Below are 25631 nucleotides of genomic sequence, written 5' to 3' on the forward strand. Positions count from 1 at the left end.
ACGTCTCCCGATAGAATTCCTTTAAAACGCACATTGAGAACGTTACCGTTTCACACCTGGTCATCGGCGTAGATATCGCCCAGGAAGATCATGTGGCTAGAATTGTCAGCTTTCGAGGGATTGCTCTAGGCGCTCCGTTCGAGTTCGGCAACCATCGCGAAGGGTTCAAGTTATTCGAGCGTTGGGTGCAGGATCTGCTCCAGATCCAGAGTCTGAGCTGGATCATCGTAGGCATGGAGCCGACCGGCCACTACTGGTTCAGCCTAGCACGTTGGCTCGTCGAGCTCGGAATTGAATCAATTCTGGTTAATTCACATCTCGTCAAAAGAACAAGGAAAACGGGGATAATACACCTTCTTTTAGCTTAATAAAAAAAGAGCAGCCGCCGCGATGGCTAACTGCTCCTGGCTGGCTCTGAACTAACGTTACCAGTTAGCTTAATGATACCTATGCACATCATTTGCCTTCTATGGAGTAATTTAAATAAACTCATCTTTATCAAAAACAAGACGACATTTGTCACATTTATACAATCGATTCATTTTAAACTTCTCCCCAATAGTTCCACCATTCATACTGCTAATCCATCCTTCACCGACATATTCTAAATCATGAACACGCTCAACTTTTTGATTACAAACTTTACACTTTCTTTGTTTAGCAATGAATTTCATTTCCTTAATGTGGTATTCAAATTCGATTGACTTGCTATACTTCGAGCCGAATTTATATTTCTTTGAGATATATATTAAAATTATCATAATGACGATAATAATTGGACTTAGACTTAACATTATTATACTCCTTTTTGAAATTGAGAAGTAAGTTACTTTCCCAACTCATAAACATTCATGAATTATTTTACTATGCAATTCACACCCTACATATAGATAATTATTTCCATTATACTCCCTTTAGTTCAATGACTCCCCAGTAAATGCTACCGGGCAAACCTCATTATCTTTGAATCTGAACTTCATTTGAACTAGAAAGATTATTTAGTCAAGGGCTTGGATAACCCATTCTCCATTTGATTGTTTTCTAATCCAGAGCATAAACTCTCTATACTCCTCGCCCTTACTATTTTTGCAATTTGCGTATGCTGTTGCGAATGTTCCCTCTTTAATTAAAGGTAAACTCAGCATCGGTGAAGGTTATCCCATCGCTTATCTCTTCCAAATACCTCCAATACTCACCCACAGCCTCTTTATCGGTAAACTTTTTGGAGAACTTAGTTATGTCATTCGACACGTAAGCATCAACTAATTCCTGGACAATCGAGTAGATTTCCTGATTTCGCTCATCATTCGGATATTTAACTTCTTTCATTTTAGATGCTTTATCAATATGTTTTGGCGCTAGCTGGGTATCACTATTCGCATGAGCACCTAAGCTGTAACTAATTACTAAGACTGAAATAATATTCCGAAAAAAAAACAACGGAAACACCACCACTTTTTATATCCTAATATTTCCAACATTTTTTGAATTATCCTGCCGTTAGTTGAGAAAACCGGCAGCCACGGAAAGCTGCCGGTTCTCTGTAATCGTTGAGCTATAGTTCCCAGTTAACGCAATGACTTAACACTTATCTTGGACATAATATGAGCTTCCCAGTGCAAGAATTCCTCCCATATCGTTACATCAAATACTGCTCTTTATCTAGTTATCAGCGCTCCCCTAGTTCTTTCCATTCCAAATAATCGGGGTTTTCACCAAAGAATGTTTTTATGAAGTTTTCGTTTGGTAATGAACGATTTTTATAGATGACCTGTATAATTTCCTCTACATATTCACCGATCAAGTGCATCAGATAAGGTGCTATCCATGAACACTCCGTTGCATTGGTGATCACATTCTTAACATTACGTGGGTTATCCCTCAATGGCTCGTATGTCGGCCTAATCGAGTTCCCGAACATCTTCGCCTCATCCTTTGTCCAAAGCAGCTCAATCGGATGAGCTGGCATGCCAAGTCATCAGCATCTCTTGAGCTTTTTTCGGATCGTCCATGAGTAGAATCCGATATTTCAGCATCTTGTTAAGGGTGTTCAGCATTTGGTCGTATTCTTCTTTCTTGCTTTCGATCTCCTTCTTCTTGCCGCGAATCCAATCCATAATCTGCAGGTTAGTTTGCACATTGGCGTCGTGGTCCTGCAGAACTTTCTTCAGTTCAGCCAGCGAACAACCGATGGACTGGAACTTCTTGATGAGCTTCAAACGCTCGATAGCCTCTTCCGAATAGTTACGATAATTGTTATTTTCTCGCCGGACATGCCGATCATCCAGCAAGCCTTCCTTTTCATAAAAGCGGATCGTATGGATCGTTAATCCCATCTTGTCCGCCAGCTCCTGAATTTTCAAGATCATTCCCCCTTTGTACCGCTTGCCCTAGAGTTTACTTCATAGTTTATGCTTAACATGATCAAGCAGTCAACTCTTGAAGGAGGGTATCATTATGCATGTTTTTGTTACAGGAGCAACAGGGTATATCGGTTCCGCGGTCGTGAGGGAATTGATCAGCGCAGGACATACCGTATCGGGTCTTTGCCGTTCTGAAGAGAAAGCCGCGGGATTAAAGGCGGCGGGAGCCGAGGTGGTGTATGGCACGCTGGACGATCTCGATACTCTGGGCAGCGCTGCCGCGGCTGCGGACGGCGTGATTCATCTGGCGTTCACCAACGATTTTTCCGACTTTGAAGGTGCGTTAGCGCTGGATTTGCGGGCCGTCGAAGTCATAGGAGCGGCGCTCGAAGGCTCCGGGAAGCCGTTCATTACCACGGCTCACGGAAATGGACAGGTTGTGGATCATGCAGTGCTCGCTATGGCAGAGCGGGGTATTCGGACATCAATCGTCCTGCTTGCACCATCCGTGCACGGCGAAGGCGATAAGGGCTTTGTACCAATGATGATCAACATCGCCCGGGCGAAGGGATTTGCCGCCTACATCGGCGACGGAACGAACCGCTGGCCGGCGGTTCACCGCCTGGATGCGGCTGTTCTGTATCGTCTGGCGCTGGAATCCGCCCCGGCGGGCTCACGGCTGCTTGGCGCCGGCGATGAAGGCATTCCGCTCCATGAGCTCGCCGCTGCCATCGGGCGGCAAATGAACATGCCGGCGGTCAGTATAACACCTGAAGAAGCGACCGCCCATTTCGGCTTTCTTGGCACCATTGCGACACTCGACATCACAAGCCTATACAACACTGCGGAAGCGAGTCAGGCAACACGGGAACTTCTGGGCTGGAAACCGGTGCAGCCTGGATTGATCACCGATCTCGAAAGTGGGCTTTATTTTGTATAAAAAGAAGAGCGTACCAAGGCCTTAAATGGCTACTTGGACACCCTCCTACAATTACTTTGACTTTAGCTAATCGTATCTGACGGACTACCGAGCGTGTAGCTGGCTGAATTGCGTAAAGGATAATCCTCAGTATAAAGAGACTTCCACTGTGAACTGCACCCCGTCAAGTAGACAATAGAAATTATAAAAATCCATTAAGCGGCCTTCGTCCTGAATTCCATTGGACCGAGGCCGTTTCGTTTAGCTTGTAGTCGTTTGTAATTGTAAAATTGGATGTACGCCTTAATGTCTTGTTCGAGCTCCTCATAGGTTCGGTGTGTATGCAAACAGTACTTCTCGCATTGTGGTTCCCCAGAAGGATTCCATGGGGCCGCTGTCCATGCCTCTTCCCAAGCGAGACATGCTCTGTACGATCTTGCCTATTTGAGCGAGGTGTATTGAAAGACTCGGTCACTATGCAACATCGGTCTGCTGCCGCGCACGGCAGAAGGGGAGGACGCCAGCTGTACGGAGAAAATAAAGTAGTAGACTGAAGGAATTGATATGACGCTGCTTTGAAAAATGCCAGACTTCGCCATAGACTGCTAGCGTCCAGCTTCGCGTTCCGGGGAAGGCGGAGCAGTAGGTTTAGCTGATTGCCGAGCTGCAAAGCGCGGCCGGCGCTCCGCTTGCTTGATGGTGAATCTGAAAATCTATTCTTGTTCAAACTATCTACAATTGTTACAATGTCCCAAGACCCAATTCAAAAAATACATTTCCTTCAGACCGGAGGTTACTGCCGTGCCAACCACCTGTATTATCGACCGGCCAGCCCGGATCGTCGAGATCGTATGGGCGTCTGCAGCGACGCCTGACGATTTTGACCGCATTACCGATGAAATCAAAGGATTTTCCGAGGAACTCGGCGGCAGCTTCGATGTGCTCGTCGATATGCGTACGGTCAAAGCGTTTAGACCGGAATCGCAGGCGAAGCTGGTGGAACACCAGAAGGCGCTGAAATCGTACGGGATGAAGCGCGCGGCGGTCGTTACCGCTGGCTCCATTGCCCGTCTACAACTATACCGCACGGCTAAGCAATCCGAACATACGACGGAAACGCAATGGGACGATTATGCGGAGGCGCTCGCGTTTTTGAAGCAGTAAGCCGGCACGGCTGGAAACTAGAGGGGCTGTCCCAAGGTCATCTGATGACACGGGAGAGCCCCTTTTCTGTTTCCATGTGGTAACTAAAAGCATGTACATCGGTAATAATTCCTTCTTTGTAATTTTACAGACCATCCAAAAAGGGAAGGACCAATTATGATCCTCCCCATTTAGTGATCTTCCGCCCGTAAGCGTAACGGCAACGGCCAGTCTACAACTATATTTTCACGGTCTAATGCTTTATTTTTCTTAGTTCGCCATCTGCAGCTTCACGACTTCTTTCCCTTTCAAATTGTCGTTCACGTACTGCATCGCCTCCGGAAATCCGGTCTTGTTCATCTGATCACGCAGGGCATTAATGACCTTCAGCGCCGCGTCGTCCGATTTGGCGAACACCGCCTCCTTCCAGACATCGCCCATTCGGTCCATCGACGGCTTAAGCGTCTCCCACTGCGGCGATTTGGCGATGACATCACCGGCATTGTAGGCGGAGATGACCTTGATCCCGTTCGGACGAAGAATCTTGCGCGCGTTATCCATCGCGGCGATCCGCTCCTGATCGGCCCAAATGTCGCCGCCGAGCGTATTCGTACGGTCTTGCCCGGTCAATGATTCGAAGCCGATGCCAATCCCCACGTTCTTCTTCTCCTTGCCGGTCGTATCGGCCGCGAACTTGTCGAAGAACTCCTTCTTCGCGACCGGCTTGCCGTCTACCCGCTCCCAATGCACGCCTTCCACACCGTAGTGCACGAGCAGGAAGCCTTCGTCGGAGGCGAGAAACTCAAGCAGCTTGAGCGCGGCGTCGACGTTCTGGCACGCCTTCGTGATGACCGTCACGTTATTGCCTTGAATGCCGAGATCGACGGGACGGTTTGGCTCGGCCCCTGCCCGCTCCAGCGGTCCGACCGCCACGAAATCGCTGCCCGGATGCGACTTCACGTATTCTTTCGTCGCGTCGTAGATGGCCGGGAAGTGCGCCGCCAGCACCGCAATGCGGCCTTGATTGATCTTCTCTTTCGCGATCGGGTCCGTCTGGGTGAACGTCTCAGGGTCGAGCAAGCCTTCCGCGATCAGGTTCCGGTAGTAGAGCGTGTAATCTTCGTAAGCTTTCGTGAAGAACGTGTGCTCCAAGGTGCCGTCGCCTTTATCCTGATAGTCGCTGCCGTAGAACATCGTGTTGCCGATCCCGACCGCCCAGCCGTTGCTGAAGCCACCGAGCGGCATGACCGGCATGCCGTTCTCTTCGAGCTTCGCGTCCTTGATCTTCTTCAGGAAGTTGTACAGATCTTCCTTCGTCTTCACCGACTGCGGATCGACGCCGACCTTCTGCGCGATATCCTTCCGCACATAGAAGCCGTACAGCCAATCCATCGCGTCCTTGTCGGTCGCCGGCTGGTTCTGGTACAGCAAATATTTCTGATCGCCGAATGCGCCGATGGCCTTATCGTACAGCGCCGGCGGGACATTCTCTTTGGCGATCGCCTTGGACAAATTCGGGTAGCTCGCAAGCTTCCCCGACAGATCGACCAGTTGATCTTCCTTGGCCGCCTTCACGATGCCATCCAGCTCGCCGCCCCACGCCGGTCCGGTATAGATATCCGGCAAATCCTGCGTCGCGAAGATGGTGTTCACTTTCTCCGTCTCGCTGCCCTTGGTGTAATCGAATTGAACGGTAATGCCGGTTTTCTCCCGGATGGCTTCGGCGATCGGGGTCATATCGACATCGCCGGCGCCCGAACCGTTCCAGTTATGAAGGATTTTGAGCGTCACGGCCTTCTCGGCGCCTGCGCCTCCGTTATTGCCGGCCGGCGCATTCGTAGTGCCGTCGCCGGTTCCACCGCCATTGCCGCCGCCGTTGTCGCTGCATCCGGCGAGCGCGGTCGTCATCAACGCTGCGGCCAGCAGCATCCGGGCGAACTTACTCTGCTTCTTCCTCATTCGAACCCCTCCATGAACGCGAGAATGGTATATGATAAAGCTCCACCTGACGATGGCGCAACTATCATCAGCCTTTAACCGAGCCGAGCATGACGCCTTTGACGAAATACCGCTGGAGAAACGGGTACACACACAAAATGGGAAATACGGTGATGACGAGCAGCGCCATTCGCAGCGATTCCGGGGTGGCGCCGGCCATATTCGCATTGACCGTCTGTCCCCCTTGCTGCGCAGCCCGCTGCATCGAGGACGAAAGCGCTTCCATTTCGGTCAACATTTGCTGAAGCAGCGTTTGAACGGGAAGCAGGTCTTTGTTCGACACATAGTAGGCGCCGGTGAACCAGTCGTTCCAGTGCGCGACGCCGATGAAGAGCGAGATCGTCGCCAGCACCGGACCGGATAGCGGCAGCACGACGCGCAGGAAGATCTGGAAATCGCCGTATCCGTCGATGCGGGCCGATTCCTCGAGCTCCTCGGGGATGCCCTGCAGGAACGTGCGGATGATGACGATGTGCATGAAATTGAAGAGCAGCGGGATGACGTAGACCCAGAAGCTGTTGATCAAGTGAAGCTTCTGCAAGGTGATGAAATACGGAATGAACCCGGCGCTGAAGATCGTCGGCAGGAAAATGTAGAAGGTGAAGAACGTCCTGCCCGGCAGCGTCTTCTTCGATAAGGCGTAGGCCATCATCGTGCATAGCGACACATGCAGGACGACGCCGAGCAGCGTGCGCGCAAGGGTGATTTTGTACGCCTGCCAAATCTTGTGGTTCTCGAACACCTGCGCGTAATTATCCAGCGTCACTTTGCGAGGCAGGAAATAGAGCGCCCCCATCATGGAGTCTTTGCCGTCGTTCAGCGAGTAGACGAGAATGTAGATGAATGGATAAATCATCGATAATCCGAACAAGGTCAGTAACACGTAGTTCAGCGCCTCGAACGGCGAGAAGCGCCGCTTGCTCATGCCGGATCACTCCTTTCGCGCGGATTAGAAGAGAGAGACATCGCTAACTTTGCGGGCGATACGGTTCACGGTCAGAATAAGCACCAGCGCGATAACGCTCTGGAACAACCCCACCGCCGCGGCGTAACTGAGCCTGCCTTGGCTGATGCCCGCGCCGATGACATGCACATCGAGCACGCTTCCGATCGCAGCCGTCGCCGGACCATTCAAGAGCAGCAGCTGCTCATAGCCCGCGCTCATCAGGCTGCCGGTCGCCAGAATGAAAAGGATGACCGCAATGTTGCGAATGCCGGGGAGCGTCACATGCCAGATTTGGCGAAACCGCCCGGCCCCGTCGATTTTGGCCGCTTCGTATAACTGCTGGTCGATCCCGGCCATCGCCGCCATGTAGATAATCGAGTTCCAGCCGATGTTCTTCCAGATGTCCGAGCCGACGATGATTTGGTAGAACCAGCTTGTGTTATTCAGGAACTGGATCGGCTCCTTCGCTAATCCGATCGAGGTAAGCAGGTCGTTCACCGGACCGCCATACGGCGTAAGCAGCCGCTGCATAAGCGTCACGACGACGACCCATGAGACGAAGTACGGCAAATAGGATAATGTCTGCACCGTTTTTTTGAACTTGACGTTGCGTACCTCATTGAGCAAGATGGCGAGCAGGATCGGCATCGCAAAACCGATGACTAGCTTCAAGGCGCTGATGAGGATCGTGTTGCGGATGAGCGCTTCGGACTGATAGTAGTCAAAGAATTGGCGGAAGTACTTCAAGCCCGCCCACGGACTGCCCGTAAAACCGCCCGAGAACGTGAAGTCTCGGAACGCGACTTGAATGCCGTAAAGCGGTACATACGAGAACAGAAAAAACCAGACGATTCCCGGCAGCATGAACAGGTAGAGCAGCTTATGCCGCCATATTCTCTTCCATAGCATCGACGCTCCCAATTACGGCGCCTCCTCTCTTTCTCGCGAGATCCGATCGGCTTGTGCAGTGTCCGCATAATGTGCAGTGTCCGCATCATGGGCGACACGCCGCGCAAGCCGTTGTCGGCATTAATGCCGGAATTCCGGCCGCTCCAGCCTCACGGTTACGATCTCGAATGGACCCATTGGCAAGGTAATCGCACCCTCTTCCACCTCGAGCGCCGCAAGCTTATCTTCCAGCAGATCGGTTAACCAAGCGCCGGAGAACGCGAAGCCCGCATGCAGCTTCGTGACCAGTCTTGTACCGGCTGTTTCGAATAACCGGATGATGAGGGCATCGTCATCCTCGGCGCGCTTGACCGCTTCGATCATCACATTCGGATGACTCGGCAGCAGGAAGGATCGGCCGGTCACATCTCCTTGTTCCGCGGTTGCCGAAAGCTCCGCCGATATCGGAGTGCGAGCGGACGGGATTGCGTCAACCGAAGCGTCTTCGCTTAGCTGAGCGGCCTGCCCGCCGGAGATTCGAAGCGGCACATTCAACGCATACCCTGCCCGGAACACTAGCGCCTCGACATGATTTCCCTCATGCGGATACAGCGAATACGTGAAGCTATGCCGAGCCCGGTCGGCTTCCGGATCGGGATAAGACGGACTGCGCAGCAAATTCAAATCCAGCTCGCCATCCTCTGCGCGATGTCCGTACTTGCAGTCGTTGAGCAGCGCGACGCCGTAATCCGGTTCGGAGAGATCGGCATACTGATGAGCGCATATTTCGTCCTTGGCATAGTCCCACATCGTGTTCCGATGCGTCGGCCGGCGCAAGTAGCCGAACTGGATGTCGCAGCTGACGCTATCGGCGCGAATTTGGAGCGGGAACGACGTCCGCAGCATGCGGCCCGACTCCTTCCAATCGACGTTCGTCACGAAATCGACCCGGCGGCTGCCCGACGTCAGCACGATGCGCTGGATCAATTCGGACGCACCGTAACCATAATGCAAGACGAAGCCCGCCGTCGGACCGTCCGAATAAGCTTCGGCCAGCCGCAGCGTGAGTCGCTCCCCGCCCGTTTGCCGGTAATCTTGGCGGAAATCCCACGCATCTCCGTCGTCCGTGTAGACGCGCAGCCGATTCAAAGAGAAGCCGGTCGGGACGAGCTCCCGCTCATGCTCTTTGTCAAGCAGCGAGACGATCTCGCCATTATCGCCGAGCGTAAGCACCAACAGCTCGTTCTCGATCGTCCGCTCACGCTCGGATACGCAGACTGCCGGAATCGATTCGGCCGCCTCGGGCAGCTTGGCGCAGCCCATCGCCGGCACCTGCACGTACCGCCAGCGTCCATCCTGCTTCAGCCACTCTTCCCGCCCCCACGGCAGCGAATTGAACACGACGGGCCCTTCCGCTCCGCGTGATGCCGCTTCATAGGAGGCGTCGATGAGCTGTTCTACTCGATCAAGAAGCCATGCATACCGTTCCAACGACTCGTCATATACCCGCTTGATGGAGGAGCCTGGTAGGATATCATGGAACTGGTACAGCAGCACTTCCTTCCAGATCTGTTCCAGCTCTTGGGCCGGATACGGAACGCCAGCCGTCAACTGCGCCAGCACGGCGGCATACTCCAATTCGCGCAGCGACTTCTCCAATTTCCGGTTGAACCGCTTGCTGCGCGCTTGGCTCGTCAGCGTGCCTTGGTGCTTCTCCAGATAAAGCTCCCCGCGCCAGACTTGGTAACGTTCGCGATGTTCGGCCAGAAGCTCGAAGAATCGGGCCGAGGTCTCCTGCTCGACCGGACTAAGCCCAAGCAAATTCTTCTCCCGCGCAAGACGCTCCAGATGCTCCTCTCCTGGCCCCCCGCCTCCATCGCCGATGCCGAACAGCATGAGCGCGCGATCCGATACGGCGCTGTCCAGATAGTCGTTCTCTGCCTTCGCGATCGAACGCGGCGCTGCGGGGCTGTTGTAGGTATCCTCCGGCGGCATGTGCGTCAGGATCTGCGAGCCGTCGATTCCTTCCCACATAAAGGTGTGATGCGGGTGCCGGTTATAGGTGCTCCACGACAGCTTCTGCGTCATCATGTAGTCGACTCGGGCCTTCTTCAGAATTTGCGGCAGACTCGCCGTATAGCCGAACACGTCCGGCATCCACAGCGACTTCATCTCCATCCCGAATTCTTGCTGGAAGTACCTTTTGCCGTACAAAATTTGACGGACGAGCGACTCCCCGCCAGGGACGTTCGTGTCCGATTCGACCCACATGGCCCCCTGCGGCTCCCAGCGCCCTTCTTGGACTCTCGCCTTCACCTGCTCGTACAACTTCGGATAATGCCGCTTCATCCATTCGTACAGTTGCGGCTGGCTCGCGCCGAACACGTAATCCGGATAACGTTCCATCATGCGGAGCGCCGTCGAGAACGTGCGGGCCCCTTTGCGGATCGTCTCCCGGATCGGCCACAACCATGCCAGATCGATATGCGCATGCCCGATCGCGCTGATGGTCAGCACCGGATCGCCGCCGCGCTTCGCCAGCTGCTCGCCGAGCATTCGCCGCGCCTTGGCCACCCGCTCATCCCCAAGGTCGGTGAGCAGAAGCGATACGTCATAGAGCACCTTGAAGATGCGTGCTCTCCGGGCCGAGCCTTCCGGCAGCCGTTCCGCCGTCTCGAGCAGCACCTCGGCATCGTAATACAGCTGCCGCACCTCTTCCCTGCATATCGCGACAACGGCCTCCTTCAGCGTGCCGCTCCGATAGCGGCCGAACAGATCGTTGCAGCCCGCATCGCCCCACAAGTCGATCGTCTCGGTTCCCGTTGCCGATTCGCTGACGGCTACGACCCGCTTGCCCGGTTTGCCAAGGGAATAGTCGAACTCGGAATTAATATTCGTCAGCCCTTGCACGGGTGTACCTTCTTCATCAACCAGACAGACTTCGCCGTTGACGTCGAGGAGAAGCACGACCTTCTTGCCAGCCGTGCTCGCCGGCACTTCGCCCGTGAAATGAAACCACGCGCAATCCCACAGCTGCCCCCAACGATCTCCCGGCGCAAGATCCAATCGACGACCCGACATACGCTCTTCGTACGAGACCGGCTCCGTCGTCACCCAAGCGGTCACGCGAAGCTCCGCAACTGGATCGTAGATGCGCGCCTGCAGCCGCTCCAGCATCGCTCTTAATTGCTCGGGGTTGATCCGTTCATATGGCATCGTATAACCGACTCCTTTTTCTCCCAGCTGGCTCAAAAAGAATATAATATAAATATTGTATATATTCAATATTAATTTTTCGGGTTATTTACATACTCTTATCAGCTAAAAGCCTCGCAATCCTATCCAATTATGCCCGATCGACTGTCAGAGGCAGGCAATCCGGATGACTTCTTACTACTAATGGCCACACAAAAAACCTCCGGCTTTCCATAAAGGATGCCGGAGGTTGCTTCGACACTGCGAACATTGCTCGCAACAGTCGGATCGTTAAGCTATGAACGTCTTGGAGGGCCTGAAGTTTGCCGAACCGCAAGTTCGGGCTCCAGGAGCGTCTTCGTAAATTTGCCGCTTGGCTTGCCGTCTTCCTGAATAATCTCGATCAGCTTCTCCGCTGCCCGGAAGCCGATCTCATACTCGAACTGCTTAATATGCGTGAACGAGCTGAATTCCTCGACGATCGAAGTCGGGTCGTCGAAGCTGACGATGGACACATCCCCCGGAACGTCGAGCCCGGCTTGCTTCGCCATCTGATAGATCTGCACGGCCAGCCGTCCGTTAAGCGTGATATAAGCGGTCGCCATCTGATTCGCAATGTATCGGTAGAGCGGATGCGACTTCATGTCTTGCAGATTGACGTTCTCGACCGTGAAGTCCGTAATCATATGCGCCGGATTAATCAGCGCCCCCTTCGTCTTGAGCGTGCTCATATACCCTTCGATTCGCTCCTGCACCGTGACGGTTTGGAGCGGCGAATCCGAACAGATCGCAATCTCCCGATGGCCAAGTTCCCACAGATGCTCGACCGCAAGGCTTGTGCCGAGCCGGCCGTCGGCCGCGATATAATGCGTCTCTACGCCGGGCAAGTAACGATCGATTAGCACGAATGGAAAGCCGGTGAATTTCATGGCGAGTATTTCTTCATTGTACTGCTCCTCGTCGACCGGGAAGATCAGCAGCCCTTCCGCCCCGATCGCTTTGAGCGTCTTAATCGCCTCTTTCTCCTTCTCCAGCACGCCGCCCGAGAGCAGAATCATGATGCGGTAGCCTTCTTCTTCAAGCGCTGTGCTGACGCCATCCAACAAGCGGATCGCGAAGAAGTCATAGATGGACGGCATGACAAGTCCGATAATCCCCGTGCGGCCGCCGCCTTCCGCCAAGGACTTCGATCCGCCGCCTGCCTGAGCGGACAAGGCGGAAGCAGCAGCCGCAGAGGACGATGCGCCGTGATCCGCAGCCTTCTTATCGCTGACGAAGCTGCCGCGACCGGGCACCCGGGTAATAATCTTCTCGTTCGCAAGGCCGGTGAGCGCGTTCACGACGGTAATCTTGCTGACGTTGAACCGTTCCATTAATTCCTTCTCCGTCGGGATGCGCTCGCCTTCCTTTAAGCCTTCGGTGTCAATCAGCTCGCGGATATAATCCTGAATTTTCTGATAGAGCGGTACCCGATCGTTCGTATTCATTCCCATCACCAATCTTCAGCGAGATATTTATATATATAATATATTCCACCCTGTCATTATGCAACTGTAGTTCAACCAGACCAGAAACAGGAGTAAAGCCTCATCATGCAAACGAAGAGAGCGGCGAACGGCGCAGTCTTCACGAGATTCTGTCATCGTAAATCAAATGAATTATCGTATTTATTGATAACTTTTGTCGAAGTACTTGAATTGTTTATGTAAAATATATTTAATATGCATCAAGGGAAGCGTTGTTTGGCAACTCCCCAAGAAATCCTACCCTCAAGGAGGTGAGGCAGAGGAGCATTCCCTGCTTTTCGATAGGAATAAGGAAGATCTTGTTTCACCATACCACGATAAATCGAGGTGTTCAATCGTGATTCGTAAGCTAACAGCCGTTAGTCTAGCAATCGTATGCACGTTGTCCTTCACGATGGGGGCAACAGCAGATTCCGGCGTTCAACAAGAGAGCAATAAGCACGGAAGCAGCATCTCGTGGCCGAAAGACCAGGCGCTCCCGACGTTCGCGAAAGCGAAGCGACTTGAGGTCGCGGACATCTACGACGCGCCCGGCGATGAGAAGATCTTGATGGCGACGCTGCAAGGGCTCGTGAACCGCAAGGAACCGCGCCTATATTTGATCGAGAACACGGAAGAAGGCAAACTCACCTGGCTTAATGACCTCGACGTTGCTTATCAGCTTCACGATGACTACTGGGATATCCTGAGCAAGTTCAAGTCGGAGCTGAAAGGGATCATCGTGTACGACCCCAACGTTCCCGACTCCATCAATGTCGCGACGACGCTCGCCGGTTTGAAGGACGCCGTCGTGGCCAGCCCTGCTCTGGCAGCCAAGCTGTCCGGCGCGCCATACCAATTAAAGGTGCTGGAGGATCTACGGGGCAAGTTCAAGAACCGAATGGACGCATACACCTGGCAATTCGAGAACCTGTGGAGCCAGACGACGCATCGGATGCTGGTCGGCCTTAGCCCCGATACTTCCGTTCGCATCCCGTCCGGGCTGCCGGAATCCTTTCGGACGATCGCGGAAGATACAACGCAAGAACGCGACGCCCGCAACCGGGACGTGTACGAACTCGATCTCGCTTCATTCCTTGGCGAATCCGACGTCTATCTCCGATTCGACGACGCGTTCACGCAGGATGGCTGGGGCAGCGCCGTGCACGAAGTCACGGTCAAAGCCGACGGCCAGACGATCGCTCACTTCATCCCGGGTACGCCGGAGGAAGAGCCATTCCTCTACGACCGTCAACAATCGCAAGTGTCGGCCGGCAGCGGCGGCCACCGCTTCGCCGATAACGGCCGATATTTCGTCTACCGCTTCACGCCGCCGGCCGGCACGAAGCAATTAACCGCATCGGTCGATATGTGGAACCAGTATAAGGTCTCAGCCGGCACCAAGCAGCCGCCATCCTCCGAGCAGAAAGAGCCATACGGCTATCTGCGCGACTATGCGGTGGCCAACAAAGCGATGGTGTTCTGGCTCGACTCGAATGTACCGGAGCAGCGCGCGCTGTTCGAACGCATCCTATCGGCCGTTGATCCGGGAACGCCATATTTGGGCTGGTTCAGCAACGATGTCGAAGGCGAATTCAACTCGGTCGAAATTACGTCGCGCCATAGCGTCTACGTTCTGGCTGCCGATTGGTTCAGCAACTTAACCGTCTTCTCCGCCGCGACGAAGAATGCCAAGCCTCCGAAGCCGACCAAGAAGCCGAAGCTTGAGAACAAAATCTATGTCACCTATACGTTCAGCGAAGGCGACAACTTCCAGTACAACCAGCATCGGATGCGGATTCTGTGGGATGATCCAAGCCGCGGCAAGGTACCGCTGAACTGGACGTCCAGCCCGCTCCTCTACGACGGCGCGCCTGCAATACTGAATCATTATCTTGAGACGGCAACGGACAACGACCTGCTGATCTCCGGTCCATCCGGCGCCGGGTACTTCTACGCCAATGCTTGGCCGGACAGCACGTTCGCGCCTTACTTGAAGCAGACGTACCATTATTTGAAGAAGACCGGGATGACCGTTCCGTACGTGCTGAACCGTATCGACGGCCAGAACGTGCCGCTTAGCGAGACTAAAGCGAAAGCCTATGCCGAAGAATACCGCGCGCAAGGCGTATTCCTCAGCTGGGAAGACCGCTCCGGCATCGAGATTTTGAACGGTAATCTTCCAGTGTCCACCATCCAAGGCATCAGCACCGCCAAAGACGGCAAAGCCGCGCTGGATAAGGCCAAAGCAAGCTGGGACGGCAAGTCGCCGCTGTTCGTCTCCCTCGGCCTGCTGGCTTGGAGCATGACGCCGTCGGATATCGTGGCGCTGCAGCAATCGCTCGGACCGGAATTTGAAGCTGTCCGCGCCGATCACTATTTCGCGCTCGTTCGCGAAGCGAACGGACTTCCGGTCAAGTAAACATCGATAGTGCGCCAGTGCAGATCTAGATCGAACAGCCCGCGTTATTGGACCAACGCATGCGAACCAAAGCCACCGGACTATCGCTATCGAAACGCCGCTATCGAACCTGCCCAGTGGACCATCGCTATTGAACCTACTCTAGTGGATCTACGCTACCGAACCTGTGCAATGTACCAACATTATCGAACCAACGCGACAATCGGACGGGGCAACCAGCCCCTTTCGATTGTTTTGCCTATTCCAAAGGAGTGATTAATCTTGTCAACCGCATTTCGCCCCGCATCCGTCCCGCTTATTACCGTCGATCCGTACTTTAGCGTATGGTCGCCGGCAGACCGCCTGACCGACACGGATACCGTCCATTGGACCGGCAAACGCAACAGCATGTGCGGGTTGATTCGAATCGACGATCGTGCCTATCGATTCATGGGAGGCTCGCCGCTTTCAGAGGGAGCTAAGGGTGAACCACCGCCTGCCATGGAGCAAACCGCCTTAACGGTAGAACCGCTCACGACCACCTACAAGTTCGAAGCTGACGGAATCGCGCTGGACATTCAATTTACGACGCCGCTTCTGCTTGAGGATCTGGATCTCTTGTCCCGGCCGGTCACATACATCACCGCCCGCATCCGTTCCGTCGATGGCGCTCCGCATCAGGTGAAGCTCTATCTCGATCTGTCCGGCGAACTGTGCATCCACACGACCGATCAGGTCGTCGGCTGGTCGCGCAGCAGCTTGAACGAGTCGATTACCGCACTTCGCATGGGCACGGAGGAACAGCCGATTTTGGCCAGGGTGGGCGATGATACGAGAATTGACTGGGGGTACGCGTATCTAGCGGTCCTTCAATCGGAGCATGTGGATGTGACAACCGTCATCAGCTCTAGCGAAGCAAGGGCGCAATTCGCGAAGTCCGGGACACTGCCGGCGCAGGATGATGCCGGAACGCCCCGCGCCGTCCATCCGAATTTGCCGGTTATGGCGGTGGCCATGGATTTTGGCCAGGTGGATACCGCGGCCAAATCCGCCTTCGCCGCAGCCGCCTACGACGACGTGTTATCGATCGAATATTTCGGCACGCCGCTCCCGGCCTACTGGCGCAGGAACGGAGAAACGTTCGAAAACATGCTCATCTCTGCCATGATGGAATACGACGAGGTTATGAACCGGTGCGAACGCTTTAACCGGAGCCTGATCGAGGCGAGCGCGCAAGCCGGAGGCGCCAAATACGCCGAGCTGCTCTCGCTGGCATACAGGCAGGCAATTGCTGCGCACAAACTCGTATGCGACGAGGAGGGAAATCCGTTATTTTTCTCCAAGGAGAACTTCAGCAACGGGTGTATCGCCACGGTCGATGTCAGCTATCCGTCGATCCCGCTATTCCTCCTCTATAACCCGGAGCTGGTCAAGGGGATGATGCGGCCGATCTTCCGCTATGCCGCGAGCGGCGAATGGAGCTTCGACTTCGCGCCGCACGATGTCGGCTGCTATCCGAAGGCGAACGGGCAAGTATACGGTGAGAACAAGCTGGAATACCAGATGCCGATTGAGGAATGCGGCAATATGCTCATCATGGCGGCGGCCGTATGCGCTTATGAACGGAATGCGGATTTTGCCCGCGAGCATTGGGAACTGCTGACCAAGTGGGCGGCATACTTGAAGACGAACGGTCTGGATCCGGACAATCAGCTGTGCACGGATGATTTCGCCGGGCACTTGGCGCACAATGCCAACCTGTCCGTCAAAGCGATCATCGGCCTCGGCGCTTATGCGCGGCTATGCGGCATGCTGGGCGATGACGGACGCGAAACGTATGCGCAGACCGCCAAGGAGATGGCTGCCCGGTGGGCGGATATGGCCGCGGCCGGCGATCATTATAAGCTGACCTTCGATAACTCATCCGACTCGTGGAGCTTGAAATACAATCTCGTATGGGATCGCCTACTCCGGCTCAAGCTGTTCCCGGCCTCCATCGCGGAAGCGGAAGTGGCGCATTACTTGGCTCAACAAAATCGGTACGGCACGCCGCTCGACAGCCGCAACACGTATACGAAGGCGGATTGGCTCGTCTGGAGCGCCACGCTGGCCGAATCGAAAGCTGATTTCGAGACAATGATTGCCCCGCTCTGGCTGGCGCAGCATGAGACGACCAGCCGCGTGCCGCTGAGCGACTGGTACGACACGGTGACCGGGAACCAGGTCGGCTTTCAGAACCGTTCGGTAGTCGGCGGGCTGTTCATCTCCCTGCTCGAGCCTGCCGGGCAGCCGTAACGACGCGGGGCATTAAACAGCAGAACCGGGCAAAAAAAAAGGATTACTCCACCAGAGCACGGCGGAGTAATCCTTTGATTGTTTGTTCGTTCGTTTTCGAAAATTCGCCATTTCGTCAATTCGGCAGGACATCCGTTCGCTCGGCTAAGCCTCTAGCCTCTCGTTATCGAATCGCCACCTGGGTCTCATAACGGCGGAAGACCGGATCTTCGCCGGCGACCATCATGCCCATTCCCCAATCGAAATGCGTCTCCGCTACAGGAGCATCCGCCGGGTCGCGATACTGGAAGAGTACGTTGCGGCGCGGTCTAGCGCTTCGGTTCACATCGGAACCATGAATGGTCAAATAGTTGAAGAACAGCACATCGCCGGCTTTCGCGGGCTGCGGTACGCCGAGCGCGATCGGGTATTCGCGATGATCGAGATAATGCCGGCCGACATGCGGCAGCGGCCCTTCCTTGTGCGAGCCCGGAATGACGCGCAGACAGCCATTCTCCTCGTCGGCATCATCAAGATGGACGCTTGCCGCAAGCATGGAGTGGTTCTCATGCGGGAAGTAAGGATAGTCCTGATGCATCGGGAACGCCGCACCTTTCTCTGGCGGCTTCACCAGCATTTTCGTATGATGGAGTTGAACGTTCGGTCCGATCAATTGTTGGAGCACGGCCACCATATTGGGATGCGCCACGGCTCGCGTGAAGCAGGCGTCGTGAAACTGAAGATCATGGAATCCTTTCAGGACGAGCTTCTTCAGCTCCTCGGCCGGGATAAAATCCCCCTGCCAGGCATGGTTGTCGTCGAACTTCGCCGCGGCGGCCTTGCGGATCGTTCGCTCCACCGCGCCGCGCATTTGCTCAACCTCCTCCGGGCTGAACACGCCTCGGACGAGCACATACCCATTTTCCTTGTACAATGCGGCATCTTGCGCAGATAACATAAGCCTCTCCCCTTCTTTGCTTGTTCGTCTTCCTTCCGCTTTCATCGTACTTGATTTGAAGTTATTCGTATTGTCACCAACCGAACATCGTTTTGTCGGATTCGGACATTTTGCGCGCAAGGAGTGCCTGCCATGGAATACGAGATTTTCGAACAAGCCGCCCATACCCTGCAGACAGCCGTGCAGACGGCGGCTGACGAGCAGTTGGCGTTCGTCGTCCATTATTGGGGTGCCGCGAAACAGCATCAGACGAACAGCCCGCATAAACATTCCTTCTACGAAGCCTGCTACGTCCTGGATGGCAGCGGCGAATACGAGGAGGGCGGGATTACGTTCCCCTTGAAGCAAGGGACACTGTTCCTCTCTCGTCCGCACGTCCCCCATCAAATCCGCAACGAGCGGATGGCGCTGCTCTGGGTTGGCTTTGAACTTCACCCGGCCGGTACTAGCCCGCAATGGCTGGATCGCTTCGATCGCTTGACGGCCTTCGGCCCACTGGTGCTCCATCATGCGGGCGAGAGCGCGCTTGTCCACATATGGCGAGCCCTATGCCAATCGACCGTGCAGGTGAGCGAAGCCGAGCAATTCCTTCTCGAGCGCATGACGCATGTCATGCTGGCGATGTTTCCGCAAACCTTCATCGGGAGTGATTCCCCTCCGATCGCCGGATCGCGCCGCGCTGGGTCCAAGATTTTGAAGCAGGCCGAGGCCTATATCCGGGACAATCTCGGGGAGCCGATTCAGCTGGAGCAGGTCGCCAACTATTTCTACCTGTCATCGCGTCATCTCGCCCGGTTGTTCCGGCAGGAACTCGGTACGACGTTCACCAGCTATGTCCAGACGCTCCGGCTTCAGGAGGCGGCCCGGCTGCTGCGGGAGTCCGAACTGTCCGTAAAACAAATCGCCGATGCGACGGGGTTCGGTACCGTCCATTACTTCACCCGGTTATTCCGCCAACATACCGGCACGCCGCCGGCGCTCTACCGGAGCCAGCAGGCAGGAGCGGATGTTAAACAAGGTCATACCAAAAAGCAGCCGTAGTCGGGCGTGTCCGAACTACGGCTGCTTCGAATAAGCGTTTGCGGTTGTTTGCGGGGCGATCCTTTACGCTATTGCAGTTTCAACCAGCTCCGGTTAGTATCTAGACTCTCAAGATTCCGCGGAAGCCTCTAGCCCCATAATAGGATTCGGCGCCATTGTGGTACATGAAGACCCGGTCATAGCGACGATCGCAAAAAATAGCGCCGCCAAGCTTGCGAATGTCTGCCGGCGTCTGCACCCAGCTTGAAGATTTCAGATCGAAGTTGCCCACCTCCTGAAGCTTCCGGTATTGCGCTTCAGTCAGAAGGTCAATCCTCATCTCTGCCGCCATCTCGACCGCGCTATGCTGCGGCTTATGCTCTTTCCGCGACTCCAGCGCCTCGCGATCGTAACATATACTTCTGCGCCCCTTCGGACTTTCCGCCGAACAATCGCAGAAGATGTATTCGCCCGTCTCTTCGTCAACCTCCACCACATCCGGTTCGCCGCCCGTGCGTTCCATTTCATGCAGCGACCATAACTTGTCCGGCTGAGCTTCGAGCTTGGCTCGGACGTTCGCCCATTCCAGCTCGGGATGTCGGGGCATGTTTTTATCGAAACGCGCTTTCAATGCTTTGAGCAGCCCTTCCAGCTGGTCCGGCGCCAGCTCCTTTTCACTTCCGATGGGACTCGTTGTCATGTGCGTATTCCCCTTTCAACTATGTATCATGCGTGGGCTGCCTTTAACTGCCCGGTAACGCGATAGTTCGATATATTCAAGGATACATTGATGTTAAATTGAAAATCAATCGTTTGGTCGTGAAAGGCGATAATACGTAACCACATATGGAGTTTCAATATAGAAAAGCGTGAGTCGCAATGTGCAGTTATCTTGCCATACAGCGTATGTAATCACTTCTTGAAGATGCATGGATAAATCTTTGTTAAATACATCCTTCGTCCGTGTTGGCTCTGCAAAATGAAACGGTAGAGTATTGTCTCTATCATCACCATAAAAAACTTGAAGTTCCAGCCGCTCTTCTTTCAAATGGAAAGTGATTTCCTTTAAGCCATGTGGATTGTCATGCATGACATAACGACTAGCCGAGATGAATGGCATCATGTCGGGTACAGGCTTGAGTGCCGGCACTTCGCAAGACAGATGAGATAGAAGCCGATGAAGCTCGGCATGTTGTTCGGGAACATGGGCGACCTTATCGTCTAATTTATCTATAATTAGGTCATAAATTAAATCAAGAAGCGTCTGCAACGGCTGCATATTCTTGAAGCTGGACGTTGCAACGATGACGATATTTTCATTGGGCGCGACGAAACATAATTGGCCAAAGCTGCCATCGCCCCTGTAACATCCACGCCGACACAAATGAATTTGGTACCCATACCCTTGCGCGGAATCGATTCTCTTCGCTCCATTGCGATTATCGCTTTGTTCTGTTGTCGCCAACTGAATGAATCGCTCAGAAACAATTCTCTTCCCTTCGAACGTTCCTCTATTCATGAGCAGCAGGCCAAATTTAGCGACGTCTTCGGTGGATAGGCTCAATCCCATGCCGCCTGCCGTAATACCCATTGGGCATGTTTCCCATAGCGGTTTTGTGATCGCCAACGGTTCAAATAACCTCGGCATTAGAAACTCAAACATATTTTGACCCGTCGCCCGCTTAATAATTGCAGACAGCATATAGGTGGAATGCGTGCTATAGCGATAGTGACTTCCCGGTTCGTATTCGACAGGTAAGGATAAATAGGTCTTGATCCAATCCTGTTCATTCGCTACTGCAGCGTAGATATTATCGTGGTGACCTGCATTCATCGATAACAAATGATGTACGGTCATTCTAGCTAAATTCGGCGAAACTATTTTCGGCAGTTTATCCGAAAAAAAAGAGATAACTTTATCATCTAAATCCAGCAATCCGTTATCCCAAGCGATTCCTACAGCGATAGCGGTAACGCTTTTGCTCAAAGAAAATAATAGTTGCGGACGCTCCTTCCGATAAGGCGGTCGCCAAAATTGGGCGGTTGCTTTTCCATCTTGCAGCAGCATAAAACTGTTAACGTTCAATTTCAGTTGCTCCATGCGCGTGAAAAAGTCCACTAATGCCTTCGACGATAATCGATGATTCTCTGGGATATCCGTTATGATTGCCATACTCTATGCCTCCTGCCTCATCGTTTTCGATTTCAGTTGATCATGATTTAGGTCGGCCACAGCTAACACACAACTTTGCACTGGGTGTTCGCAATGGCTTCCCGCAATATCGGCAAGGATCGCCAAATAAAGAGATAACGCCAACGCCACATCATTATCATGGATTGGTACTCCATATTCTCTTGTGAATTTTCAAAACATCCTGATTCCTAAACGTTTACTATTCCATTCCAAAAAGAAAAACCCTTCCAAAATAAGAAGGGTGTCAAGCAATACATTAGATTAGTCGTTACTCCACTAAACTAACGGCGCATTCCTCTAACGCCGCCTCCGCGCGACTGGGTAATTTGCGTGATTTTTTCTCCATTGACCGTAACGTCGCCGCCATTTAATTGCGCTATGCCATCAGCGTCAAAGGCGGAAGAAGCTTCTACCTTAATCGTTCCTCCATTAATATAAATATCGCCGTTCGAATCAAAAGCATCCGTATCGCCGCTGGCCACGCTTACCACAATCGTACCGCCGTTAACTTCAATCGCCGCATCGGCATTGACCTTCGGCGTAGCGTTGATGCCATCATTATTCGCATATAGTGTGATCTGGCCATCATTGACCTTGATATTGTTCGCCTCAATGCCTTCTTCAGAGGTCTCGATGTTCATGGTACCTCCGTCGATTTGAATAAGATTGTTGGCGGTGATGGCATCATCGGCAGCGTTGATCGTTAATGCGCCGCCTTCCATATAGATATTCCCAAGCGAAGCATCCTCTTCGTTTTCGCTATGCAGAGCATCTTTATCCGTGTCGATTGTAATCGTTCCATCATGAATAAGAATGGCGTCATTGGCCTCAATCGCATCAGCGGAAGAATGGATGGTATACACGCCGCCCGTAATTTTCAGATCATCCTTAGAGGAAATGCCATTACCTTGGTTCGACACAATAGCTAAGGTTCCCGTTCCATTCAGCGTCATATCTGCTTTCGAAAAAATGACAGCATCCACGTTCGTATCGCCAGCCGCCGTGTAGCTTCCGGTGACTTCCATGTGATTCTCGCTGTCCGTGGAAGTGACGAAAACTTTGTCCGCCGCTTTCACATAGATGGCGGGTGCATCTTCATTGGTTATACTTACGCCGTCCAGGACGATTTGAATTTTTGCGTCCTCGGCAGCCTCAACCACGACCGTCACGTTTTCAACCTCACCGCTTAAAACATAGACGCCTTCCTTACTCAGCGTTATATCTTGATTGCTTTCCATTTTAATTTGCGTCGCAGCTGCGATGTCCGTCGACTGTTCGAGATCCCGATCGCTGAATAATTCCGTAGTGTCGAGAACGGAAGCCGTCGTTCCTGTCGTTGCTGTCGTAGTTGTCTCTGCTGCTGCCGCTGTTGGCGTTGCCGTTGTTGATGAAGCGCTTGATGAAGCTGTCGAGCTTGCTGTTTGCGTGGTGGCAACAGTCCCCCCGCTATTGACTTGTGCAGTTGAGCATCCCACGGCAGTTACGCTTAGTAGCGCAGCCATTGCAATGGCGCTTATGTTTTTCATCTTGTTGGTTTTCATAAAATCAACACTCCTCGTATGATCAGTTGCAATCAGTTGTTTTTTTTCGAAAGCATTATTCCTTCATGCCTTAATTGAATCCTAATGCAGCAATCTTAAATCCAACTTAAATCATGAATAGGGCAAAAAGATACCGTAGATGTAACGGATAAGCGGTTTGCGGATATTGGTTGTGGTGGCGGTATTTATACTTAGGCGTTCATCAAGATGGGGTTTCCGAGGTAATTGGCGTAGATTTCTCGGAAGTGATGTTAAAGTATTACCGGGAGATGAAAATCAAATTAGAGGTTACTTTTTCGAACGTTTTCCCCGGATGCGGAGCTGCTAGAACTAGAATCTTACATAGGAGGGAAACTTAACGAAAGCCAAACGCCAATCATTGAAAAGGATTCGTGGACGATATGGTTCGCTATCAAAGCGTAACCTTCTAACCCTACTTCTCATGACGACAATAATTAGCGCAAAAAAGAGGGGCTAGCCACCCCTCTTTACGATTTCCGACGATGATCTACGTCTAAATAACCTACTCCTTCTTCCCAAGCAAGACCGAGAAGTCCATCGTGACTTCTAATTTATGCATCCCGAGAATTTGTTGGATCTGTTCCTGCGATGCTCCCCAAGACAAAGGGGTCATATGGACCAGCTGTCCCATATACTTTTGATCAATTGTTACACTGTATTGCACACGCTGGATGTCAACCACTTTAAACTTACGACTAAAAAGCTCCACTGTGTGCTCATTTGAATATACCATTTTATCGGTTGGACGGTAAAACATTCCTCTTAATTCTTGCAGATACTTCCTTTCGGGGATAACCTTTATCACCATTCCATCGTCCGCAAGCATTCGATGGAACTCCGAATAGTTGGATGGCGATAAAATATTCAATATGAAATCGAATTGATTATCCTTAAATGGACATTGTGCAAGATCCGCTACGCACCAGATTGCCCGGGATGACCTTCTTGAGGCAATACGGATTCCATCTTTAGAAATATCCATACCTAATCCCAGCAAGTTATGTTGCGATTGTTCATGTATCCTTTGCTGGATATCGGGCAAATGAGAACCTTCACCGCAGCCAGCATCTAGTATTTTGATGCATTCCATCGTTGACGTTGGCCCCAATTCGTCTACCATAATCTTACAAATCCGGGCAATCAACGGGTCGAATACGCCGTTTTGGCTAATTATTGCTCGAGATTCAAACAGTTTTCTATCGTATTTAGTTCTAAGTGGATGGGACAATAAGTTAACATATCCTTGCTTGGATATATCAAAACAATGATGATTGGAACAAATCAGACTCTTTAAATCCACTACCTTAACTGGATTTGAACATATTGGGCATATAAAAATGTCTTCATGCGCAGCCAGAAGACGTGCATTTGCCATTGTTCGATTGTTTTCGGATAAAAAAAACACCTCATTCATTCGTTTTAAGGAAATGAAAAAGGCACAGTTAAATAAACACATGTCTATTTTTCTAAAAAAATGACATGCGAATAATTAGACTGCGCCTTCCATTAACGTAAACGAATGAATTTGATGATCAAGAAAAACATCCCCTATCGAAATGATTAAAGAAGAGCGACAATGCTCCTTCTGTCAGTATAACAAGTATTGGTATGCCGGCAAAATAAGAAGCAACTTTCTTTGAACTATGTGCATCCTGCTAGAAAAGACAACATAAAAAGCCCCTCCTAAGAAGGGCTTAACACCGTACTTCTCCTATCATTTTTCATCCAAAACTAACAGTGAGCAGCACTTAATCCAAAGCAATGTCCTGTTTTGATAAAGCACGCAGCTCAAGCCTCGCGTCTTCGCATAAGTTCCCTTTCAAGACTCTCTCTTCCTCTAGCCATCGCCCAGAAGTGGTTCGAGGTAAAGATCGGTTTCATGATCGGCGAGAACAATTTGAGCAGGGGCTTCTCGGCGTTCACATACCAATCGAATTGTACATTCACGTATTCCCCGTCCTGCTCGAACCGCCACGTTCCGTGACCGACCAAATCTCCCGAAGACTTCAAGGAGATGGAGTGCGGCGCTTGCTCGGCCGTCTTGCATGACCTCCAACGTAGTTTGTACGGCAGCTTACCTCTTGAGAGAATGTCATAGACTTCGTTGCCCGTCTCCTCGTCCTTGCCTCCTGTTTGAATCTTCAAGTACACTTCGGGCCACCAACGTTGATAGTCCAAGAAGTCGGAGCAAATCTCGTAGATCTCCCAGATGTTTCCCTTCACCCGCCAATGGGTCGGCATGTAATATTCGTTCGCAGACATGGC

21 protein-coding genes are annotated in these 25631 nt (G+C 52.5%); 6 read left to right on the top strand and 15 right to left on the bottom strand.

The window, feature by feature from the left end; genetic code table 11:
• Nucleotides 1-92: 92 nt before the first annotated feature.
• Nucleotides 93-368 (top strand): hypothetical protein, encoded by a 276-nt coding sequence (locus ACFFSY_RS20505; RefSeq protein WP_377497493.1) that lies wholly within the window; start codon nt 93-95, stop codon nt 366-368.
• A gap of 111 nt (nt 369-479) precedes the next feature.
• Here the strand turns inward: ACFFSY_RS20505 and ACFFSY_RS20510 are convergent, their stop codons facing one another.
• The 3 genes from ACFFSY_RS20510 to ACFFSY_RS20520 all read right to left on the bottom strand — a co-directional run bounded on the left by ACFFSY_RS20510 (nt 480) and on the right by ACFFSY_RS20520 (nt 2369).
• Nucleotides 480-794, bottom strand: a complete 315-nt coding sequence (locus ACFFSY_RS20510) for a hypothetical protein (protein WP_377497495.1) — start codon at nt 792-794, stop codon at nt 480-482.
• A gap of 328 nt (nt 795-1122) precedes the next feature.
• Complete coding sequence (locus tag ACFFSY_RS20515) at nt 1123-1452, bottom strand: hypothetical protein (protein WP_377497497.1); 330 nt, start codon at nt 1450-1452, stop codon at nt 1123-1125.
• A gap of 497 nt (nt 1453-1949) precedes the next feature.
• The gene (locus tag ACFFSY_RS20520) at nt 1950-2369 is read right to left on the bottom strand and encodes a MerR family transcriptional regulator (protein ID WP_377497499.1); all 420 of its coding nucleotides are present in this window, start codon (nt 2367-2369) and stop codon (nt 1950-1952) included.
• An 88-nt stretch (nt 2370-2457) separates the two neighbouring features.
• Between ACFFSY_RS20520 and ACFFSY_RS20525 the strand changes: the two genes are divergently transcribed.
• The gene (locus tag ACFFSY_RS20525; RefSeq protein ID WP_377497501.1) at nt 2458-3303 is read left to right on the top strand and encodes an SDR family oxidoreductase; all 846 of its coding nucleotides are present in this window, start codon (nt 2458-2460) and stop codon (nt 3301-3303) included.
• Between the two features lie 194 nt (nt 3304-3497).
• On the opposite strand, the gene ACFFSY_RS20530 is transcribed toward ACFFSY_RS20525, so the two are convergent.
• Nucleotides 3498-3629: an IS3 family transposase gene (locus tag ACFFSY_RS20530; RefSeq protein ID WP_377497503.1), complete on the bottom strand. Its 132-nt coding sequence runs from the start codon at nt 3627-3629 to the stop codon at nt 3498-3500.
• 454 nt (nt 3630-4083) lie between these two features.
• Here ACFFSY_RS20530 and ACFFSY_RS20535 point away from each other — a divergent pair, with 454 nt between their 5' ends.
• Complete coding sequence (locus ACFFSY_RS20535) at nt 4084-4446, top strand: SpoIIAA family protein (protein ID WP_377497505.1); 363 nt, start codon at nt 4084-4086, stop codon at nt 4444-4446.
• A gap of 249 nt (nt 4447-4695) precedes the next feature.
• Here the strand turns inward: ACFFSY_RS20535 and ACFFSY_RS20540 are convergent, their stop codons facing one another.
• The 5 genes from ACFFSY_RS20540 to ACFFSY_RS20560 all read right to left on the bottom strand — a co-directional run bounded on the left by ACFFSY_RS20540 (nt 4696) and on the right by ACFFSY_RS20560 (nt 12939).
• Entirely contained in the window at nt 4696-6384 is a 1689-nt protein-coding gene (locus tag ACFFSY_RS20540; RefSeq protein ID WP_377497507.1) for an extracellular solute-binding protein, read from the bottom strand.
• A 67-nt stretch (nt 6385-6451) separates the two neighbouring features.
• On the bottom strand, nt 6452-7348 hold the full coding sequence (locus ACFFSY_RS20545) for a carbohydrate ABC transporter permease (RefSeq protein ID WP_377497509.1): 897 nt from the start codon (nt 7346-7348) through the stop codon (nt 6452-6454).
• A 24-nt stretch (nt 7349-7372) separates the two neighbouring features.
• Complete coding sequence (locus ACFFSY_RS20550; protein WP_377497511.1) at nt 7373-8290, bottom strand: ABC transporter permease; 918 nt, start codon at nt 8288-8290, stop codon at nt 7373-7375.
• A 108-nt stretch (nt 8291-8398) separates the two neighbouring features.
• On the bottom strand, nt 8399-11473 hold the full coding sequence (locus ACFFSY_RS20555; protein WP_377497513.1) for an alpha-mannosidase: 3075 nt from the start codon (nt 11471-11473) through the stop codon (nt 8399-8401).
• A gap of 275 nt (nt 11474-11748) precedes the next feature.
• The gene (locus ACFFSY_RS20560; RefSeq protein ID WP_377497515.1) at nt 11749-12939 is read right to left on the bottom strand and encodes a GntR family transcriptional regulator; all 1191 of its coding nucleotides are present in this window, start codon (nt 12937-12939) and stop codon (nt 11749-11751) included.
• 376 nt (nt 12940-13315) lie between these two features.
• Between ACFFSY_RS20560 and ACFFSY_RS20565 the strand changes: the two genes are divergently transcribed.
• Nucleotides 13316-15379, top strand: coding sequence for a GxGYxYP domain-containing protein (locus ACFFSY_RS20565; RefSeq protein WP_377497517.1), 2064 nt, complete (start codon nt 13316-13318; stop codon nt 15377-15379).
• Between the two features lie 261 nt (nt 15380-15640).
• Nucleotides 15641-17653: a glutaminase family protein gene (locus ACFFSY_RS20570; protein WP_377497519.1), complete on the top strand. Its 2013-nt coding sequence runs from the start codon at nt 15641-15643 to the stop codon at nt 17651-17653.
• A 163-nt stretch (nt 17654-17816) separates the two neighbouring features.
• Here the strand turns inward: ACFFSY_RS20570 and ACFFSY_RS20575 are convergent, their stop codons facing one another.
• Nucleotides 17817-18590, bottom strand: a complete 774-nt coding sequence (locus ACFFSY_RS20575; RefSeq protein WP_377497522.1) for a phytanoyl-CoA dioxygenase family protein — start codon at nt 18588-18590, stop codon at nt 17817-17819.
• Between the two features lie 132 nt (nt 18591-18722).
• Here ACFFSY_RS20575 and ACFFSY_RS20580 point away from each other — a divergent pair, with 132 nt between their 5' ends.
• Nucleotides 18723-19631 (top strand): helix-turn-helix domain-containing protein, encoded by a 909-nt coding sequence (locus ACFFSY_RS20580; RefSeq protein ID WP_377497525.1) that lies wholly within the window; start codon nt 18723-18725, stop codon nt 19629-19631.
• A gap of 100 nt (nt 19632-19731) precedes the next feature.
• Here the strand turns inward: ACFFSY_RS20580 and ACFFSY_RS20585 are convergent, their stop codons facing one another.
• The 5 genes from ACFFSY_RS20585 to ACFFSY_RS20605 form a co-directional block, all read right to left on the bottom strand.
• Nucleotides 19732-20310, bottom strand: a complete 579-nt coding sequence (locus ACFFSY_RS20585; RefSeq protein ID WP_377497527.1) for a DUF4256 domain-containing protein — start codon at nt 20308-20310, stop codon at nt 19732-19734.
• A 105-nt stretch (nt 20311-20415) separates the two neighbouring features.
• Nucleotides 20416-21783: a serine hydrolase domain-containing protein gene (locus tag ACFFSY_RS20590; RefSeq protein ID WP_377497529.1), complete on the bottom strand. Its 1368-nt coding sequence runs from the start codon at nt 21781-21783 to the stop codon at nt 20416-20418.
• Between the two features lie 302 nt (nt 21784-22085).
• Nucleotides 22086-23345: a carbohydrate-binding domain-containing protein gene (locus tag ACFFSY_RS20595; RefSeq protein WP_377497531.1), complete on the bottom strand. Its 1260-nt coding sequence runs from the start codon at nt 23343-23345 to the stop codon at nt 22086-22088.
• Between the two features lie 523 nt (nt 23346-23868).
• Complete coding sequence (locus ACFFSY_RS20600) at nt 23869-24822, bottom strand: putative RNA methyltransferase (RefSeq protein ID WP_377497533.1); 954 nt, start codon at nt 24820-24822, stop codon at nt 23869-23871.
• A 332-nt stretch (nt 24823-25154) separates the two neighbouring features.
• Nucleotides 25155-25628 (bottom strand): SRPBCC family protein, encoded by a 474-nt coding sequence (locus ACFFSY_RS20605; RefSeq protein ID WP_377497535.1) that lies wholly within the window; start codon nt 25626-25628, stop codon nt 25155-25157.
• Nucleotides 25629-25631 lie beyond the last annotated feature (3 nt).

The sequence above is a fragment of the Paenibacillus aurantiacus genome (assembly GCF_042431225.1).
GTDB lineage: Bacteria > Bacillota > Bacilli > Paenibacillales > Paenibacillaceae > Paenibacillus_Z > Paenibacillus_Z aurantiacus.